We start from the raw sequence: 13,659 nt of genomic DNA on the forward strand, positions 1-13,659 counted from the left end.
CTGACTGCGGGGCGGCCGGCAACGGCCGCCTCTTTGCTATTTTTCAAGGCGGTATTTTTTCATGACGATTGCCGATGCCCAGCCACAGATGCAGAGCGCGCCCCACAGCGCCAAGGAGATCGGCGATGCCTGGAGCCGCATGGTGGCCCGGCGCCGTCTCTATACCGGGTTCGGGCTCGCGATCCTGATCATCGCCTTCGTCAGTTCCGTCCGCTTCGCTGACGAGAGCAATGCCGGCCATTTCTTCGACCGCCTGCCGCATCTCTTCGATTTCCTGAGCTGGCTGATCCCCAAGGATTGGGCCGACGTCTATCGCGCGCTCTTCGATCTTCCAAGCCCCAACGGCGCAAACGGCGTTGGCGGCGAGGAGTTCAATTTCCCGCTCGGTCGCGTCTATGTCTGGGGCGATTTCTACATTCCCGAATATTTCGAGCTGATGATCATCACGATCAACGTGGCACTGGTGTCGACCATCATCGGCTTCGTCGTCGCCCTGCCTCTCAGCTTCTTTGCCGCCCGCAACATGTCGCCGTCCAATCCGGTGCGGCTGGTGACGAAGCGCGTCATGGAATTCCTGCGCGCCTTCCCCGAGATCGTCATTGCCGGGCTGTTTTCGGCGATCCTGTCGATCGGCCCGATCGCCGCCATCATCGCCGTCGGCCTGCACACGATCGGCGCGCTCGGCAAGCTCTTCTACGAAGTCGTCGAAAACATCGACATGAAGCCGGACGAGGGCATGAAAGCAGTCGGCGCCAGTTGGACGGAGCGCGTCCGCTTCGGCGCTTTGCCGCAGGTGATGCCGAATTTCATGTCCTATGCGCTGCTGCGCCTGGAAATCAACGTCCGCGCCTCGACCATCATCGGCGCCGTCGGCGGCGGCGGCATCGGCGAGGAGCTGAAACTGTCGATCTCTCGCGGCTTCGGCGCCAAGACGGTGGCGCTTGTGCTGCTGCTCTTCATCACCATCATCGCCGTCGATCAGTTTTCCGCATGGCTCCGTCGCCGTCTCGTCGGCGAACATGCTTTCCTTCTGCAGCATTGAGGTCGCCCATGTCCGTTATCGACGCTAGCCGCATGCAGGATATCGAAGCACGCTACCCGGAGATCCTGCGCCGATCCTTCCGCCAGCGCTTCGGCGCCCTGATGATCTTCATCGGCGTGATCCTCTACGGCTTCTACGCCGTCTGGTTCTTCGACCTGCCGAAAGTCATCGCTGAAGCCCATTGGGAGCGCGTCGGCATCTATCTGAGCGAATGGGTCAGCTACGACGTGCAGCCGGAATTCCGCATTTCCGGCGACACGATCAGCATCAAATATCCGCGCTTTTCGCCGCTGGGCGATAATCCCCACCCGGACTGGGTGACAAACAACCCCGATGGCAGCCTGACAGTCTCGATCAGCGGCACTAGCCGCACCGTGACGGTCACCAAGACACAGGCGATCCTGACGGCACATGGCGTCACTATCCCGATCGACATCACCGGCGACGTGCCGAAGGTGATCGGCTCGGAGCCGGTTCCCACCTGGATGACGGTCTATGACGACAATATCCTCGCGGATATGGGTTTCGCCGGCAATGTCAGCATCTCCACGGATCGCGTGAAGATCCGCAAGCGCTTCATCGGCTGGGCGAATTTCGTCTTCGACACGCATTCGCCCTTCTTCGACAAACCGGCGGGCGAAGTCATCGGCCTGATCATCTCCGGTCCCCGGCTGAACCCCGCTCAATCGAACCTTTCACTCGCCTTCGACAATGTCTGGAACAATACGGCCTGGCAGCATGGCGATGTCTGGTCCAAGCTGTTCCAGACCATCGTCATGGCCTTCCTCGGCACGCTGCTCGGCTCGCTCGCCGCCTTTCCGCTGGCCTTCGTGGCGGCGCGCAATATCACGCCGAACCGGCTGCTCAATCAGGTGCTGAAGCGCTTCTTCGACTTCCTGCGCTCGGTCGACATGCTGATCTGGGCGCTGTTCCTGACCCGCGCCTTTGGCCCCGGACCGCTCGCCGGCAGCGGCGCGATTTTCCTCACCGAGACCGGCACGCTCGGCAAGCTCTACTCCGAGGGGCTCGAGAATATCGACAACAAGCCGCGCGAAGGCGTGAAGTCCACCGGCTCGTCGACCATCCTCGTGCATCGCTACGGCATCATGCCGCAGATCGTCCCGGTGATCGTCAGCCAGACGCTCTATCAATGGGAATCGAACGTGCGTGGTGCCACCATCATCGGCGCGGTCGGCGCCGGCGGCATCGGCCTGAAGCTCTGGGAAGCCATGCGTACCAACGCCAACTGGGAAAACGTCGCCTATATGGTATTGTTGATCCTGATTGTCGTCTTCCTGTTCGACGCCGCCTCCAGCGCGCTGCGGGCACGCCTGATGGGCACGCAAAACAGGTAAAAAAGACAACAAAAAACCGTATCGCATCATCATTTTGTCACGGGAATCCTTTAGCGGAAGCCCGGGCAGGATAAGATCGGTTGCGCCGGGTTTAGCCGGATTCGATTCGATACCGTCTCGCCTCTCTTGCGGTTTGGCGCAAATCACCCAACAGTGTCTCGCGCAGCCGATTTTTCCAAGGAATATAGCCTTGCGCTACGCTCTCTATTTTACGCCGCCAAAAGCCGATCCTCTGACGGCGCTTGCCGCCCGCTGGCTCGGCCGTGATGCCTTTTCGAACGAGATCTTTTCCGACAAGGCGATCGGCGTCGTGCCCGAGAACCATGCCGAGGTCACCGCCGATCCGCGCCGCTACGGCTTTCACGCCACGCTGAAGGCGCCCTTCGCGCTGGCAAGCTCGGTCACGGAGCGCGATCTTCTCGATGTGGCAGCCGATTTCGCCGCGCGCACGCCGGCCTTTGCCATTCCCGAGCTCGTGCTTGGCCAACTCGGCCAGTTCTTCGCGCTCGTTCCAGCCGAGGTCTATCAGCCGCTTCAGGATTTTGCCGCCCAGGTGGTCAAGACCTTCGAGCCGTTCCGCGCCGCGCTTTCCGAAGTCGATATCGCGCGGCGCAAGCCGGAAGGGTTGAGCGAGGCGGAGCGTGCAAACCTGCTGCGCTGGGGCTATCCTTACGTGAACGACGAGTTCCGCTTTCATATGACACTGACCGGCAAGGTCGCGGCCGAGCAACAGGCCAGCATCCATGACCTGCTCAGCGATCGTTTCGCCGACCATACCGGCAAGCCGCTCGATATTTCCGGCCTCGCCGTCTTCGTCGAAGAAGAGCGCGGCGCACCCTTTACCGTCCGTTCCTGGCTGCCGCTTGCCGACGCCCAAAAGTGAAAGACCTGACATGACCAAAGAAACCGTCCTCTCCAATGCCCGCATCGTCCTCGAAGACAAGATCCTTGAGGGCTCCGTGCTGATCCGCGACGGGCGGATCGCCGATATTTCCGACGGCAGGTCCGGTATCGGCGAGGATTTCGAGGGCGATTATCTGATCCCCGGTCTGGTCGAGCTGCATACGGACCATCTGGAAGCCCATTATTCACCACGCCCCGGCGTGCGCTGGAACAAGACGGCCGCCATCCAGGCGCATGACGCCCAGATCGTCACCTCGGGCATCACCACCGTATTCGACTGCCTGCGCATGGGCTCCGACGAAGACGGCGGTTTCGAAAAGGGCGAGATGCGCGACATGGCCGACGCCATCCAGGCGGCGCAAAACGAAGACCGGCTGCGCGCCGACCACCTGATCCACCTGCGCTGCGAGGTCTCCTCGGACAACGTTCTCGATCACTTCCAGGATTTCGAGAAGGATCCCTATGTCCGCCTGGTCTCGCTGATGGACCACGCGCCCGGCCAACGCCAGTTCCAGACCATGGACCAGTACATCTTCTACTACCAGAAGAAGCGCGGCCTGAGCGACGAGGCCTTTGCCATTTTTGTCGCCAAGCGCCAGGCAGAATCGGCCAAATACGCGACCCCGCACCGCGACGCCATTTCGAAGGTCTGCAATGAGCGCGGCATCACCATCGCCAGCCATGACGACGCGACGCTTGCTCATGTCGACGAGGCGATCAATTACGGCGTGCGGCTGGCGGAATTCCCGACCAGCGTCGACGCCGCCAAGGCATCGCATGGGGCCGGCATGAGCGTGCTGATGGGCGCGCCGAACATCGTGCGCGGCAAGTCGCATTCCGGCAACATCGCCGCCCGCGATCTCGCCGAGCTTGGCGTCCTCGACGTGCTCTCCTCCGATTACGTGCCGCTCAGCCTGCTGCATGCACCCTTCATCCTGGCCGACGAGGTCGAAAGCATCTCGCTGTCGCAGGCCATCGCCATGGTCACCGCAACGCCGGCAAAGACTGTCAGCCTCAACGATCGTGGCCGCATCGCCGAGGGCCTGCGCGCCGATCTCGTGCGCGTCCGCCGCGATCATGGCGTGCCGGTGACGCGCTCGGTCTGGCGGGAAGGACGGCGTGTGGCATGACGCTCGACGCCAGGACAGAGCCGACTAAGGACCTCTCGGCACACACGGCCGGCATCATGGTCGTGGTCGTTGGCCCGAGTGGCGCCGGCAAGGATACGTTGATGAATCTCGCCGCCCGGCATTTCGCCGGCCGGCCTGACATTCATTTCGTCCGTCGCGTCATCACCCGCGATGGCGATGCTGGTAACGAAGACCACAGAAGCGTCTCTGACGTCGATTTCGACGCCATGGAACAGGACGGCGCCTTCGCCGTCTCCTGGGAGGCGCACGGCCTGAAATACGGCATTCCCAGTGATGTCGAGGATGAACTCGCCAACGGCCACCTCGTCATCGCCAACGGCTCGCGCTCGGTGCTCCACCGTTTCCAGGCGGCATTTCCGAGGCTGAAGGTCATCAACATCACGGCGCGGCGCGAAGTATTGGCGGAGCGGCTGATAGCGCGCGGCCGAGAAAGCCGCGAGGACGTGCTGAAACGGCTGGAGCGCGGATCGCTCACCGTTCAGGGCAGCTACGATGTCGCCGACATCGACAATAGCGGCACGCTGGAAGAGGCGGGCCGTGTGATTGTCGCGGAGCTGGAAGCGCTGATCGCAAGATAAAGTCGGTTTGTGCCGCACCTGCAGAAGCAAACTCACGGTGCATCGCCCCCTCAACCTGCGCTTCGCGCGTCCTTCTCTCCGACGGAGAGAAGGTAGGGATTTGCCGGACGCTCCGTTTTCCCTTCTCCCCTCGGGGAGAAGGTGGCCCGAAGGGTCGGATGAGGGGGTCACCTCACCATGAGGACTGATCTCCTCGTTACCTCGGTCGGCAACCTCAATGCGCCTCATCCCAATTGTTCGCCGCCCGCGCATCGACCTTCAGTGGCACGGACATGTTCACCGCCGGCATGGCGGCATTTTCCATGACCGAGACGATGACCGGCGTCGAGCGCTCGACATCGGCGTCCTCGACTTCGAAGATCAGTTCGTCGTGCACCTGCAACAGCATTCGGACGCGCTCGCCGAGACCGGCATCCGACAGCGCCGGCTCCATCTTGATCATCGCACGGCGGATGACGTCGGCGGCCGAGCCCTGGATCGGCGCGTTGATTGAAGCGCGTTCGTTGAAGGCGCGCACGGAAGGATTGGACGACTTAATTTCCGGAAAATGGACGCGGCGGCCGAAGATGGTTTCGACGTAGCCCTTGTCACGCGCCGTCGCCTTCGTGCTTTCCATGTAGTCTCGGATGCCGGGGAAGCGCTCGAAATATCGCTTGATATAGTCACCGGCTTCCGAGCGCTCGATTGAGAGCTGATTGGCAAGGCCGAAGGCGGAGATGCCGTAGATGATGCCGAAGTTGATCGCCTTGGCGCGGCGGCGCACCTCGCTCGGCATGCCCTCGATCGGCACGCCGAACATTTCCGACGCCGTCATGGCGTGAATGTCGACACCATCGGCAAAAGCCTGCTCGAGCTGCGGAATATTGGCGACATGCGCCAGCACACGCAGTTCGATCTGGCTGTAGTCGGCCGAGATCAGCTTGTGGCCGGGCGTCGAGATGAAGGCCGTGCGGATCTTGCGGCCTTCGGCGGTGCGGACCGGAATGTTCTGCAGGTTCGGCTCGGAGGAGGACAGGCGCCCGGTCGTGGTCGAGGCCAGTGAATAGGAGGTGTGGACGCGCTTGGTCTCCGGGTGGACGTAGCCTGGCAGTGCGTCGGTATAGGTGGATTTCAGCTTGGTGAGCTGGCGCCAGTCGACGATCTTGCGCGGCAGCTCGAAGCCGGCAGCCGCTAGGTCTTCCAGCACCTGCGCCGAGGTCGACCATTGCCCGGTCTTGGTCTTGCTACCCCCGGCAAGGCCCATCTTGCCGAAGAGGATGTCGCCGAGCTGCTTGGGCGAGCCGATGTTGAAGCGCTCGCCGGCCAGCGTATAGATCTCGTCCTCCAGCCGCGCGGCGCCCTGTGCCAGCTCGCCGGAGAGACGCGACAGGATCTGCCGGTCGATGGTGATGCCGCGCTCTTCCATATGGGCAAGTACCGGCACCAGCGGCCGCTCCAGGCGCTCATAGACGGTTGCGAGCTTTTCGGCGGCCAGCCGTGGCTTCAGCACCAGCCAGAGGCGCAGCGTCACATCGGCGTCCTCGGCGGCATAGGCCGTGGCGCGGTCGATATCGACGAGGTCGAAGGTGATGTTGGACTTGCCACTGCCGGCAACGTCCTTGTAGGCAATCGGCTTATGGCCGAGCCAGCGCTCCGACAGACTGTCCATGCCGTGCGTAGCGTTGGCGCCACCATCGAGTACGTAGGACAGCAGCATCGTGTCGTCGAAAGCCTTGGTCTCGATGCCGTAACGCTTCATCAGCAGGTAGTCATATTTCAGGTTCTGCGCGATCTTGAGGACGGAGGTGTCCTCGAGCAGCGCCTTCAGCCGCGGCAGGGCATCGCGCAGCGGGATCTGATTGTCGGCAAGGCCGCCGCCGAGCAGATCGCCGACGCCGTTCTTGTGGTTGAGCGGAACATAGGCGGCGCGAATGGAGGCGCCGGATGGATCATTCTTGTTATCGGCAATCGCCAGTGAAAAGCCGACGATTTCGGCCTGCATGACATCGAGCGACGTCGTCTCTGTGTCGAAGGCGACGATGCCGGTTTCGCGCGCATCGGCGATCCACTGCTCGAGGGTGACGACATCGCGGATGGTGACATATTTCGAATGGTCGATCGGTGCGGTGGCGAAGCTTGCCGCGCGGGCCTTGGTGAGGTCGGCTGGTTCGGTCAGCCCCTCGACGGCCAGGCGCGGCTTGACCGCCGGCGCCGGAACGGAAGCACCCTCGGCAGCGACCGTGCCGCCGGCGACGAGCTCGACATTGTCTCCGACATCGAGATCCGGGCCATGGGCGGTATTGCCCCACTCGACCTTGACGTCGGACGGCTCGATCGCCGCCGGATCGCAGTCACAGGCGTCCGCAACACGGCGCGTCAGCGAGGTGAATTCCATCGCCTTCAGGAAACCGACCAGCTTCGGGCCGTTCTGCGGCTCGAGCACCAGCTCGTCGAGCGGCAGTTCCAGCGGCACGTCGGTCCTGAGCGTCACCAGCTGCCGGGAAATACGGGCGAGATCGGCATTGGCAATGATGTTTTCGCGGCGCTTCTCCTGCTTGATCTCGCCGGCGCGGGCGAGCAGCGTATCGAGATCGCCGAACGTCTCCAGAAGCTGCGCCGCCGTCTTCGGGCCGATACCGGGAATGCCGGGCACGTTGTCGACCGAATCGCCCGTCAGGGCCTGCAGGTCGATCATCTTTTCCGGCGGCACGCCCCATTTCTCGATGACGTCGGGAATGCCGATCTGCTTGTCCTTCATGCTGTCATACATGTGGACCATGGGGGTGACGAGCTGCATCAGGTCCTTGTCGGAGGAGATGATGGTGACGTCGGCACCGGTCGCCTCTGCCTGGCGGGCATAGGTGGCGATGATGTCGTCGGCCTCGAAGCCATCGGTCTCGATGCAGGGCAGGTTGAAGGCGCGGGTCGCCTGGCGGATGAGCCCGAATTGCGGAATCAGCTCTTCCGGCGGCGCCGAGCGGTTCGCCTTGTAGGCGTCGTAGATATCCTTGCGGAATGTCTTCGAGGAATAGTCGAAGATAACGGCGAAATGCGTCGGCGTCACACCGACCGACGTATCGCGCGCCGAGGTCAAAAGCTTCCACAGCATGTTGCAGAAACCGGAGACGGCGCCGACCGGCACTCCATCGGACTTGCGCGTCAGCGGCGGCAGGGCATGGAAGGCCCGGAAAATGAATCCGGAACCGTCGACGAGGAAGAGATGATCACCTTTTTTCATGGAAGCATGGATAGCGTGGCGCACTTCCAACGTCCATATAAAGTTCCGTCTGGCGGCGCGCGAACGGGCCAAATCTCTCACTGAAACGTTACTAAGTTTTAATCATTCCAATCTGCGAAATCCCTTGAAAAACCACATTCGGAGCCACATTTCATATTCACCGGCGATTGATTACGCCGAGGGTCTGACACCCGGCCTGTCCCCCGCCATGTCAGACTTGGACAAAGGCCTATCCCCCTCTCCGGGCCTTTGTCCTCTTTTTCAGAGCCGCCATGGCGCCCCTCCAGGCCATGGCGGCTTTTCTGTTTGACCCATTCGCGCCGTCTGCCGAAACCGGATCGAAATAGCGTTGCAATCTGCCCGATTCCCGGGCAGGTCCGCCCGCGAATTGCCGATTGTTTTGGCACCGAATACTGGCATACTTGCAATCATGGGATTCAACCGGACCGACTCCGCGGCCTACCTTGCCAATCAGATGGCAAAGGGATTCTCCCGCTCGTTACAACAACGCGCGGCACGGCTCGGCTTTTCCCCAGGTCAGTTCCCCATCCTGCTCGAACTGTGGACCGAAGACGGGCTGACGCAGAAGCAATTGCTGGAGCGCGTCGACATCGAGCAGGCGACGATGGCCAATACGCTATCACGCATGGAGCGCGATGGGCTGGTGGAACGCCGGCCGCACCCATCCGACAAGCGCGCGCAGCTGATCTTCCTGACCGGCAAGGCCGCCGCCATGCAGACCGAAGCCGTCGAGGCGGCGATCGCGGCGGACAGGGACATGTTTCGGGGCTTCCGCACCTTCGAGCGCGAGCTGCTGCTCGAATATGTCAAACGCATTCTCGAAAACGCCAAGCATATTTAGATGGTCCTCCGGGGCAGCGACGAAACGCCGGAATTTTTCGGATTTCCCGCCTCGAAACCAGCCGGGCTTTGGTCTATCGTCCCAGCAATTTTCATGTAAGGAGTCGGATATGACCGATGTATCGCCCGTTCTCGACCGCGCGGATCAGAACCTTCCATCCAGCCTCGACAATCTGTTCGAACTGCTGCGCATCCAGTCCATCTCGACCGATCCCGCCTTCAAGCCGGAGTGCCGCAAGGCGGCGGAATGGCTCACCGCCTATCTGACCAAGCTCGGCTTTACGGCATCGGTGCGCGACACATCAGGCCACCCGATGGTCGTTGCCCACCACGACGCTGCCAGCGCCGATGCGCCGCATGTGCTGTTCTACGGTCACTACGACGTGCAGCCGGTCGATCCGATCGAACTTTGGGAGAGCGATCCCTTCGCCCCCGCCATCAAGGACATGGGCGACGGCCGGAAGATCCTGGTTGGGCGCGGCACCTCCGATGACAAGGGCCAGTTGATGACCTTCGTCGAGGCCGTTCGCGCCTACAAGGAGATCAAGGGTGGGCTGCCGGTCCGCATCACCATCCTGTTCGAGGGTGAAGAGGAGTCCGGTTCTCCGTCGCTGAAGCCTTTCCTCGAAGCCAATGCGGCCGAGTTGAAGGCGGACTATGCGCTGGTTTGCGATACCGGCATGTGGGACGGCGACACCCCGGCAATCGCGGCCGCCCTGCGCGGTCTGGTCGGCGAGGAGGTTACCATCAATGCCGCCGACCGCGACCTGCATTCCGGCCTCTACGGCGGTGCGGCTGCCAATCCGATCCATATCCTCTCCGATATCCTTGCCGGCCTGCATGACGAGACCGGGCGCATCACGCTTCCCGGCTTCTACGACGGCGTGGAGGAGACTCCCGCCAATATCAAGGCCTCCTGGGAAACGCTCGGCCGCTCGGCGCAGGATTTTCTCGGCGATGTCGGCCTGTCGATCCCGGCGGGAGAAAAGGGCCGTTCCGTGCTGGAGCTGACCTGGGCGCGTCCCACGGCGGAGGTCAATGGCATCTGGGGCGGCTATACCGGCGCCGGCTTCAAGACGGTAATTGCCGCCAAGGCCTCGGCGAAGGTTTCCTTCCGCCTCGTCGGGCAGCAGAACCCGGCAGCGATCCGCGACAGTTTCCGCGCCTATGTCCGCTCAAAGGTGCCGGCTGACTGCTCGGTGGAGTTCCAGGAGCATGGCGCTTCGCCGGCCATCCACCTGTCCTACGATTCGCCGGTACTGACCAAGGCGAAGAACGCCCTTTCCAACGAGTGGCCGAAGCCAGCTATCGTCATCGGCATGGGCGGCTCGATCCCGATCGTCGGCGACTTCCAGAAGATGCTCGGCATGGAATCCCTGATGGTTGGCTTTGGCCTTGCGGACGACCGCATCCATTCGCCGAACGAGAAATACGAGCTGCGGTCCTATCATAAGGGTATCCGCTCCTGGATCCGCATCCTCGACGCGCTCGCTTGAGCTAGTGAACGGCGGCGCGCGGTCCCGATCGCGCGTCCCCTCGTTGGCACCCCTCCCCCTTTTTCAATTCGACAGACAGGCATAGCCATGGGGATCTGGATCGATACCGACATGGGCTTCGACGATATCGCCGCCATTCTGGTGGTTGCGCATTCGAGCCTCGCGATCGACGGCGTTTCGCTGGTGAGCGGCAATGCGCCGCTTAAGCAGGTGCGTGCCAATGCTGCCAGCGCCGTAGCCGCCTTCGGCTGGACGTTCCGCATCCATACCGGCCGGGAACTTCCGGTGCTTTGCAAGTTGGAAACGGCGCAAAGCATTCTCGGGTCAAGCGGCATACCGACCACGGGCAAAGTCCTGCCGCCGGCGGATGAGCTTCCGTCCAGCGATGCCTTTGCCGCCCTCTGCGACTGGCTTGCGGACGGCTCGGGGCCGAAGCGCATTCTGGCGCTCGGGCCGCTCACCAATATCGCCGCGCTGGCGCTCGCCCGTCCCGACCTTGCCGCCCGCATCGACGAGCTGACATGGATGGGTGGCGGCGTGACCTCGGGCAACCACACAGCCTCGGCCGAATTCAATGCCTATGCCGATCCGGAAGCACTTGCTATCGTGCTGGCGCACGGCCTGCCGCTTCAGATGATCGATCTCGACATTTGCCGAAAGGTGCTGGCGCGGCCCGACGATGTCGAGCGGGTGCGTCAGGCCGGTGGCAAGAATGCCGAAATGCTTGCCGATCTCCTCGGCGGCTACGTCAACATTGCCATCAGCCGCGGCCGACCGGCCATGGCGATCTACGATCCGACCGCCGCCGCCATCTTCGTCGCCCCTGATATCGCCAGGCTCCAGCATGCCCGGATCGATGCCGAGCTGTGGGGGCAGCACACACGCGGGCGCACCGTCGTCGAGACGCGCGCATCGCATGCGGAATTCAACGCCCATTTCGCCGCCGAGATCGATGCCGACAGGGCTCGCGCCATCATATTCGACGCCATGATCAACGAGGCACGCCGATGATCCAGCATTCCCTCGAGCCCGGCGACCTCAACGCGCCCGAGCTACGCGCCCGTGCGGTCGCTGCAGCGCGCGGCGATGCGCCTTTCGATCTGCTGATTGTGGGTGGCCGCCTGGTCGACATGGTGACTGGCCAGATCCGCGCCGCCGATATCGGCATTGTCGGGCCGCTGATCGCAAGCGTGCATGCGCCGGGCAGCCGCACCGATGCGACAGAGACGATCAATGCCTCGAGCTGCTTCCTCTCACCCGGCCTGATCGACACACATATGCATATCGAAAGCTCGATGGTGACGCCGGCCCTCTATGCAGAGGCAGTGTTGCCACGCGGGGTTACGACCATCGTCTGGGATCCGCATGAGTTCGGCAATGTGCATGGCCTCGATGGCGTGCGCTGGGCGGTCGAGGCGACCCGGCCGCTGGCACTGCGGGTGATCCCACTGGCGCCATCCTGCGTTCCCTCCGCCCCCGGCCTGGAGCTGGCGGGCGCCGATTTCGATGCCTCCGCCATGGCCGAGATGCTGGCCTGGCCCGAGATCGGGGGTGTTGCCGAGGTCATGACCATGCGCGGCGTCATCGACGGCGATCCGCGTGCCAGCGCCATCGTCAATGCCGGGCTGCAATCCGGCAAGCTTGTCTGCGGCCATGCTCGCGGTCTCGAAGGCGCCGATCTCAGCGCCTTCATGGCGGCCGGCATCTCCTCCGACCACGAGCTTACCTCCAACGCCGATTTCCTCGCCAAGCTCTCCGCCGGCCTGACCATCGAGCTGCGCGGCTCGCATGACCATCTGCTGAAACAATTCGTCGAGGTCATCAACGATCTCGGCTTCCTGCCGCAGACGGTGACGCTCTGCACCGACGACGTCTTCCCCGACGAACTGCATGTCAACGGCGGCCTCGATGATGTCGTTCGCCGGCTGGTGCGCGACGGGTTGAAGCCGGAATGGGCGCTGCGGGCGGCAACGCTCAACGCCGCCATGCGGCTCGGCCGCAACGACCTCGGCTTGATCGCCGCCGGCCGCCGCGCCGACATCGTGCTGTTCGAAGATCTCCGGGCGTTCAAGGCAAAGCAAGTGATTGCCAACGGCGAGCTCGTCGCCGAGGCTGGCAGGATCGCCGGCACGGTCGCGCATCTCGATACGGCGCCACTACAGAATTCGGTCAAACTTGCACCGCTCAGCGAAGATGATTTCCGCGTACCAGCCAGCGGCAACCGCGTGCGGCTTGCGACGATCGACCGGCCGCGCTTCACGCAATGGGGCGAAATCGAAGCCGAGGTGGCGGACGGATATGTCGTGGCGCCGGCCGGGACCACCATGATCGCCGTCGCCCATCGCCACGGCAAGGCGGATGGACGCCCGCGCATTGGCTTCCTCACCGGTTGGGGCGAATGGCGCGGCGCCTTCTGCACCACCGTCTCGCATGATAGCCACAATCTCACGGTCTTCGGCGGCAATGTCACGGACATGACGCTCGCCGCCAACGCCGTCATCGCAACCGGCGGCGGCCTGGCAGTGGCCAGCGACGGCAAAGTCCAGATCGTGCTACCGCTGCCGCTTTCCGGCCTGGTGAGCGATGCGCCGCTTGAAAAGACAGCCCTGACTTTCAGCGCCCTTCGCGAGGCAATTGAAACGATCGTCGACTGGCAGCCGCCCTATCTCGTCTTCAAGGCCTGTTTCGGCGCGACACTCGCCTGCAATATCGGCCCGCACCAGACGGATCGTGGAATTGCCGATGTGGTGACGGGACGGGTGTTGGAGACGGCAGTGCTGGGCTGAAGTTACCTTTTCCCGTACAGAGAAGGTATCCGATAGGCGCATGCGGGAGCACAGAGCAAAGTGTGCGGCCTTGAGCGGCAAGAGACAATGTGTCGTCATATAGCAGCGAATGCTACCAGCCATTTTTAGCGGGAATTGGAAAGCGCAAAATGCCGGAAGCAAACAGCAGACGGATTACATGAGAGACCGCTTCCGACCTAAAGCGATATTGATATCATCATATTTCACCATGAGTTGGATACGCTGCTATCGCACTTAGATTCCCAATTG

General features: G+C 62.6%; 10 protein-coding genes. 9 read left to right on the plus strand and 1 reads right to left on the minus strand.

All coding sequences use genetic code 11. The annotated features are described in order from the left end of the window. The first annotated feature begins 61 nt into the window (after nucleotides 1-61). The 5 genes from phnE (AB6803_RS16640) to phnN all read left to right on the plus strand — a co-directional run bounded on the left by phnE (AB6803_RS16640) (nucleotide 62) and on the right by phnN (nucleotide 5,029). Nucleotides 62-1,042, plus strand: a complete 981-nt coding sequence (gene phnE / locus AB6803_RS16640; protein ID WP_371109909.1) for a phosphonate ABC transporter, permease protein PhnE — start codon at nucleotides 62-64, stop codon at nucleotides 1,040-1,042. Nucleotides 1,043-1,050: 8 nt separating this feature from the next. Further along, complete coding sequence (phnE, locus tag AB6803_RS16645) at nucleotides 1,051-2,397, plus strand: phosphonate ABC transporter, permease protein PhnE (protein ID WP_371109910.1); 1,347 nt, start codon at nucleotides 1,051-1,053, stop codon at nucleotides 2,395-2,397. A 190-nt stretch (nucleotides 2,398-2,587) separates the two neighbouring features. Next, nucleotides 2,588-3,280 (plus strand): DUF1045 domain-containing protein, encoded by a 693-nt coding sequence (locus tag AB6803_RS16650; RefSeq protein ID WP_371109911.1) that lies wholly within the window; start codon nucleotides 2,588-2,590, stop codon nucleotides 3,278-3,280. Between the two features lie 10 nt (nucleotides 3,281-3,290). Beyond that, nucleotides 3,291-4,430, plus strand: coding sequence for an alpha-D-ribose 1-methylphosphonate 5-triphosphate diphosphatase (locus AB6803_RS16655; RefSeq protein ID WP_371109912.1), 1,140 nt, complete (start codon nucleotides 3,291-3,293; stop codon nucleotides 4,428-4,430). After that, nucleotides 4,427-5,029, plus strand: coding sequence for a phosphonate metabolism protein/1,5-bisphosphokinase (PRPP-forming) PhnN (gene phnN, locus AB6803_RS16660; RefSeq protein WP_371109913.1), 603 nt, complete (start codon nucleotides 4,427-4,429; stop codon nucleotides 5,027-5,029). The genes AB6803_RS16655 and phnN overlap by 4 nt, the downstream gene beginning before the upstream one ends. Before the next feature lie 214 nt (nucleotides 5,030-5,243). On the opposite strand, the gene polA is transcribed toward phnN, so the two are convergent. Continuing rightward, complete coding sequence (polA, locus tag AB6803_RS16665) at nucleotides 5,244-8,246, minus strand: DNA polymerase I (RefSeq protein ID WP_371109914.1); 3,003 nt, start codon at nucleotides 8,244-8,246, stop codon at nucleotides 5,244-5,246. A gap of 430 nt (nucleotides 8,247-8,676) precedes the next feature. Between polA and AB6803_RS16670 the strand changes: the two genes are divergently transcribed. The 4 genes from AB6803_RS16670 to AB6803_RS16685 all read left to right on the plus strand — a co-directional run bounded on the left by AB6803_RS16670 (nucleotide 8,677) and on the right by AB6803_RS16685 (nucleotide 13,389). Next, entirely contained in the window at nucleotides 8,677-9,108 is a 432-nt protein-coding gene (locus AB6803_RS16670; RefSeq protein ID WP_371109915.1) for a MarR family winged helix-turn-helix transcriptional regulator, read from the plus strand. Between the two features lie 109 nt (nucleotides 9,109-9,217). After that, nucleotides 9,218-10,603, plus strand: a complete 1,386-nt coding sequence (locus tag AB6803_RS16675; protein WP_371109916.1) for a M20/M25/M40 family metallo-hydrolase — start codon at nucleotides 9,218-9,220, stop codon at nucleotides 10,601-10,603. 87 nt (nucleotides 10,604-10,690) lie between these two features. Next, on the plus strand, nucleotides 10,691-11,614 hold the full coding sequence (locus AB6803_RS16680) for a nucleoside hydrolase (protein ID WP_371109917.1): 924 nt from the start codon (nucleotides 10,691-10,693) through the stop codon (nucleotides 11,612-11,614). Then, nucleotides 11,611-13,389 carry an adenine deaminase gene (locus AB6803_RS16685; protein WP_371109918.1) on the plus strand — a complete coding sequence of 593 codons (1,779 nt, stop codon included), beginning with the start codon at nucleotides 11,611-11,613 and terminating at the stop codon, nucleotides 13,387-13,389. The genes AB6803_RS16680 and AB6803_RS16685 overlap by 4 nt, the downstream gene beginning before the upstream one ends. Nucleotides 13,390-13,659 lie beyond the last annotated feature (270 nt).

Origin of the sequence: Rhizobium sp. RCC_161_2, from assembly GCF_041355235.1 — a bacterium.
Lineage (GTDB): Bacteria > Pseudomonadota > Alphaproteobacteria > Rhizobiales > Rhizobiaceae > Rhizobium.